Raw genomic sequence first — 5,043 nt, forward strand, 5'->3', positions numbered from 1 at the left:
CCGCAGGAGAAACGTTTAAACGAATCGAATGGTTGGGAGGAAGGTCAATTGTTTTAATTAATTTTCCACTTTGCTTAGGAGATCTTAGAAAGATTTGAAATTCGAATTTTGACTTACCCTTAGATAGCGGAATTCGGTAATCGCAACCTTCATAAAACCTGATTTCTCTTCCATCTTTACTAAACTCAGGAAAGATTACTTTATATTTTCGAATCCAATAGTCTTCATCAGGTATCAAGCTATTCAAAACACCGTTCGTTGAATTCGGCTCAGACCAGATTGCTAAAAGATAATATGTTCTAATTTTATCTTCTTGGTTTTGGGTGTTCAATTTTCGAAATCCTGATATGTTGAATTTTAAGAACGTATTTTCAAAATTACCCACAGGCTTATATTTTCGCAAATAAGGCCCATAATGTCCAAAATCTACGCACCGAATATTCAGTAGAAATAGAAATAGGAATAATCCTAAGTAAACTAGATATTGTCGATTAACTGAATTCACAGTGAACCTCCACAAGTTTTTTGGGTTCCTTCCACCCCATCAATGATTAGGCCAACAGGAGCCGAGATTTGCCCTGAGGAAGCATAAGTAATCGAGTATCCTCCTAAATCCGAAGCAACACCTCTACCATTACTTGTAACCGCATGATACACCAAAAATTGAGATGTAACCACATCTAACGCTGAAAAAGGACCTAAAGCCGAGTTAGGCTTTATGATCGAGATGATAGTTTTAGCACCTACTGCTCCATCCTTTGCAGCAGCAGCAATGCTAATATTTATATAAGAACCAACACCAATCTGTAACCCCCAGAAGCTAACAGCCGCCCCATAACATCCACCAATCCTTGCACTCTTCTCATCCCAGTGAATGTTATTGAAACTTGATTTAGAAAACCCACCTGCAATATATCCTTGCACAGCATAAGAAGAAAGGATAGAACCAGCAGCAGAAAAGGCAAGCCAAGCAGCTGTCGCAACAGCGGAAACAAAAAGAACGAAGCCTAGCGAAATTGCGGCCAAGATCGCCATGGCACCTACGATTCCAGTAAACGCTACAGAACCGATCACAGTAGAAGGCGCGAACGCTACTAACATTGCCGCTCCAAGGCCGATCGCAGCGGTCGTCGCAAGCGCTGTAACTCCAACCATAAACGATGCATACGTTGCTGGAGCTAACGTAATCGCTGAAATCCCTAAACCAAAAACGCCTACACCCAAGGCAGGAGAAACGATCATATAAGCAAGCGAACCCACAAAAGCTAATTTAGCTAGTGCTAAATATTGTCCCTAATCTTTGTAATAGCACTTCTCGGATTTCTTTCTTGGCATAGTTTCCATTAGCCGTAAGTTAAGAATTATCTGATCTATCGCATCAGGGTTCTCTTCGAAATCTAAGTATAATGACTGCTGATTATCTATTTTTACTTTTTGTCGGATAAATCCAGATTGCCCTACTCTTCGAAACTCGATGTCAAGATAATATTCACCTATCGGTATAGGGATATAATACTCACATCCTTCCGTATAGTATACATTTTGGCTTGCCTCTCCTACAATCATTGAATAAGGAAGATCGTCTGGATTCTTATAAAATATTTTCCAAAAACTATTTTCCGGATTTAAGTTATATGCTGGAGTTAGATAGGTTTCGCCATATCTTAATACCGGATTTAGAATATAACGATTTTCATTTTTATTCTCCTGGACCCGGTTGTATCTAAATATTAAAAATGAACCGTCTGATTCAGAAATCGGCAACTTCGTGAACTTGTATGGAATATAGTAGGAACACTGTATTAATGCGGATAGCATTGATACAAATATTAATTTAGCTCCCATTAATTCTTTTCCTCACAAAATTTACTTGCACCTTCTGCATATTTAAGACCCAAACCAATTGGAATATCTTTTCCATATATAGCATTTATTGCGTAGGAAGTCGCGTCTGCACCAACACTTTTCCAATCACCCTTAATTATACTAATCGCTGTTCCAGTGTAGGAGGCATATTGAACGAGAGTCGACACAACCGCATATTTGAGAACTAACCCATTATACCCCAAATAAAGGCCTGTAGCGTGCAGTCCTCCAAAGGTAACCGCTGCCCCATAACATCCACCAAGCCTCGCACTCTTCTCATCCCAATGAACATTATTGAAACTTGATTTTGACAATCCGCCTGCGATATATCCTTGCAATGCAAAAGGTGAAAGAACAGACCCTACCGCAGAAAAAGCCGTCCAACCAATCGTAGCATATAGAGGCAACCCGACGGCAATTCCAATCGCAAGTGCTGCTATGGAAATCACGGTATAAGGTGCAAACGCTATCGCAGCCGCTGCAGCTCCAACAACTGTAACAAAAGCTGTGATTCCGAGTGTAAAAAGAAGCGAACTCGTCACTCCCAAAGCGGTAATAACCATCTGTCTCGCAATCAGTCCTCCCTCTAAAGCGGAGGCGCCCATCATCAGAGCAAGCGAACCCACAAAACCAAAACCCATCGCAACTGCAATCCCCGCAACTACGGCTACGCCACTCGCATACGCGAAGGTAGCTCCTACTCCACCAGCGATCATTCCAGGAAGAGAATTGATTGTACTCAAAGCTGCAATGCCAATCGCGCCAATTCCCGCAGCTGCCGCATGCAAACCCATGTAACCAAGAGTTGCACCAAGGCCAATCGCCGCCAAAGCGCTCGCGACTACAACCGAAGCCATCAAACCAAGTCCAACCGCTGCTGCTCCAATCGAAGGTAAAGAAAACGTTGGAAACGTAATCGCTGCGATCGTTCCAATATCAACGCTGTGACCACTCGGATCCGTATGATTCACCGGATTCCCTTCCGTATACATAAACAAGTCCATCGACATCGGAGTTCTCGTATCCAAAATGCTGTCTGCTTGCGTAAATCTGCCGATCTCTGGATCGTAATAGCGAGCTTTGTAGTAGTAAAGGCCTGTCTCACGGTCTTCTTCTTGACCTGTGTATTTGTATCGAAATATATCGGGTCCTTGCGAATCGTTTCTTTGGACTTCACCGTAAGGTTTGTAACTCACATGAGAACTACCGCCCCATTCCCCGCCCCCAAGTCGATTCCCTTGGCCGTCCATCGCCATTGTAATCGAACCCAAATGATCAGTGTTGAAAAATACAAAACCAGTCACGGGGGTTCCTTTGGCCGCGTCCTGCGGAACGCGCTCTCAGCTCCGGTCAAGTTATTCAATCTTACCCTAAAACTGAGCTTCAAAACAAAAGCCAATAACTTGACCACGCTTCCATCGCTCGCGGGAGTCTTTTAATTACGAGAAAGATCTCTCCTAATCTTTCGGGATCTCGCAAGGTTTGTCCTCGTCAGGTTCAGGGTTAGGTTCGACGGTTGCGACGATTTCGAATTCTGGATCATAATGCTTAAACGTTCGATTTATCCAAAGATTCGGATCTCTATTCGGAGGCAACCAACGAACGATATTCAAACGAAGCGAGTGATTCGGAGGTAGATTGTATTTATGGAATAGTTGATGACTCTTTTGACTGCGCTTTCCCAAACGATTATAGAATACAAACTCAAATGTTCTTTTACCCACAGGTGCCGGCATTCGGTAATCACAGCCTTCGAAAAATCTCACATACTTTTTTCCAGCATATTCTTGAATAGAGATCTTCTGTCCACTTCGAACCCAATAATCAAATTCAGGTTTTAGAAGATTACGCGCCTCCCCGATCAAACCCTTTTCGTACCAAAACGCACTTAGATCAAAATCGATACTTTTCTCTCTCTTCAGTTCTTCGTCAGGTTGTTCGATTTCCGGCGCTACTAAACGAAACTTTATGTAAGTTCTATCTGTATTTAAAATTTCTCTATATTCATCTGGAGGGCCATGACCCAAATTACCTAAGCCTGCCAATATTTGAAGTGCCAAAAACAAATCGGAAACTGCTAAAATAATATTCACGCAATTTTATTTCCCTAATCTTTCGGGATCTCGCAAGGTTTGTCCTCGTCAGGTTCAGGGTTCGGTTCAACCGTCGCGGTGATTTCGAAAATTCTTTCTTTAACAAGCATTGGAACTCTGTCTTTCGGCTTTGTAAAAGCTTGATCATAAGGATGAATTTTTTCTACTTCAATATCTTTCGGAATGAAGTCTAAGCGAATTGAGTGATTTGCCGGCAAATCAAATTCAGATTCTAAAATGCCGGATCTTTGATATGCCTGGAAATCTACTTCAAACACATATTTATTTCGTCCCACAGGAGCGGGCATTCGATATTCACAATCTATTAAAAATTTTTCTCTCATGTTTCCGCTTATTTGAAGAAATACATTTCGATACAATCCATCTTGCTTATGGTAATAATAACTTTCGCTTGGATTCATGTTTAAATTATCAAAAATTGTGAACTGTATATTTGCGTAAATTCCATCTCTAATGATTCTGCTATGAAAGGAGTAAGCATCTCTGTTAACGTTTTCCCTCACTATCTTAATTCCTTTCATTTTCGAAATCCTAAATTTAACGTATGTATTTTCTACTCCTGAAACAGATCTAGAAATCCGAATATCCGTTGGGCATCCGGTAAGAAATATAATCAAGAATAGAAGAATCAGTATTTTTTTTAGCCTCATAAATCTCCTTCGCAAGTTCTTACTGTGCCTTTCACATAATTAACTGCGAGTCCAATCGGAAGCTTCGTAGCATAACCTGCCATGTCAAGACCTACGGCTTCCCAATCTCCTTGTATTGCACTCTTAGCGGTCAATACTATCGATGCATATAGCACAAGATCCTTTACTGAAAGAATATTAAACACTTCAGCTGCGCCAATGCTTCCATTTGCGGCACCTCCGGGACCATATATATAACCTGGAACGCCATACGCAGGTGCTCCATAAGCAGCACCAGCCGCCGCCATAGTAGCAGCTTGTCCTGCACTCATATAACAAGCCCACTTCCTCGCAGATTTCTCATCCCAGTGGATATTGTTCCAACTCGACTTCGAGTAACCACCCGCTAAATACGCTTGTGCTGTATTCTGATT

General features: G+C 41.7%; 7 protein-coding genes and 1 pseudogene. 1 reads left to right on the forward strand and 7 read right to left on the reverse strand.

The window, feature by feature from the left end:
• Together JWG45_RS15910 and JWG45_RS15915 are read right to left on the reverse strand one after the other, a co-directional pair.
• Positions 1-331: pseudogene (locus tag JWG45_RS15910) on the reverse strand (hypothetical protein); the annotation flags it as partial.
• A 170-nt stretch (positions 332-501) separates the two neighbouring features.
• Positions 502-1,035: a hypothetical protein gene (locus tag JWG45_RS15915; RefSeq protein WP_205280629.1), complete on the reverse strand. Its 534-nt coding sequence runs from the start codon at positions 1,033-1,035 to the stop codon at positions 502-504.
• Here JWG45_RS15915 and JWG45_RS15920 point away from each other — a divergent pair.
• Entirely contained in the window at positions 1,034-1,246 is a 213-nt protein-coding gene (locus tag JWG45_RS15920; protein ID WP_205280630.1) for a hypothetical protein, read from the forward strand. The genes JWG45_RS15915 and JWG45_RS15920 overlap by 2 nt on opposite strands.
• 47 nt (positions 1,247-1,293) lie before the next feature.
• On the opposite strand, the gene JWG45_RS15925 is transcribed toward JWG45_RS15920, so the two are convergent.
• From JWG45_RS15925 to JWG45_RS15945, 5 genes are all read right to left on the reverse strand, one after another.
• Positions 1,294-1,845 (reverse strand): hypothetical protein, encoded by a 552-nt coding sequence (locus JWG45_RS15925; RefSeq protein WP_205280631.1) that lies wholly within the window; start codon positions 1,843-1,845, stop codon positions 1,294-1,296.
• Positions 1,845-3,170: an RHS repeat-associated core domain-containing protein gene (locus JWG45_RS15930; RefSeq protein ID WP_332476668.1), complete on the reverse strand. Its 1,326-nt coding sequence runs from the start codon at positions 3,168-3,170 to the stop codon at positions 1,845-1,847. The genes JWG45_RS15925 and JWG45_RS15930 overlap by 1 nt, the downstream gene beginning before the upstream one ends.
• 153 nt (positions 3,171-3,323) lie before the next feature.
• Positions 3,324-3,959, reverse strand: coding sequence for a hypothetical protein (locus tag JWG45_RS22265; RefSeq protein ID WP_232380719.1), 636 nt, complete (start codon positions 3,957-3,959; stop codon positions 3,324-3,326).
• Positions 3,960-3,973: 14 nt separating this feature from the next.
• Complete coding sequence (locus tag JWG45_RS22270) at positions 3,974-4,630, reverse strand: hypothetical protein (protein WP_232380720.1); 657 nt, start codon at positions 4,628-4,630, stop codon at positions 3,974-3,976.
• On the reverse strand, positions 4,627-5,043 hold a 417-nt coding region (locus JWG45_RS15945), incomplete at its 5' end, for a hypothetical protein (RefSeq protein WP_232380721.1). The genes JWG45_RS15945 and JWG45_RS22270, both read right to left, overlap by 4 nt.

It is taken from the genome of Leptospira ainlahdjerensis (genome assembly GCF_016919175.1).
In the GTDB taxonomy this organism is placed as follows: domain Bacteria; phylum Spirochaetota; class Leptospiria; order Leptospirales; family Leptospiraceae; genus Leptospira; species Leptospira ainlahdjerensis.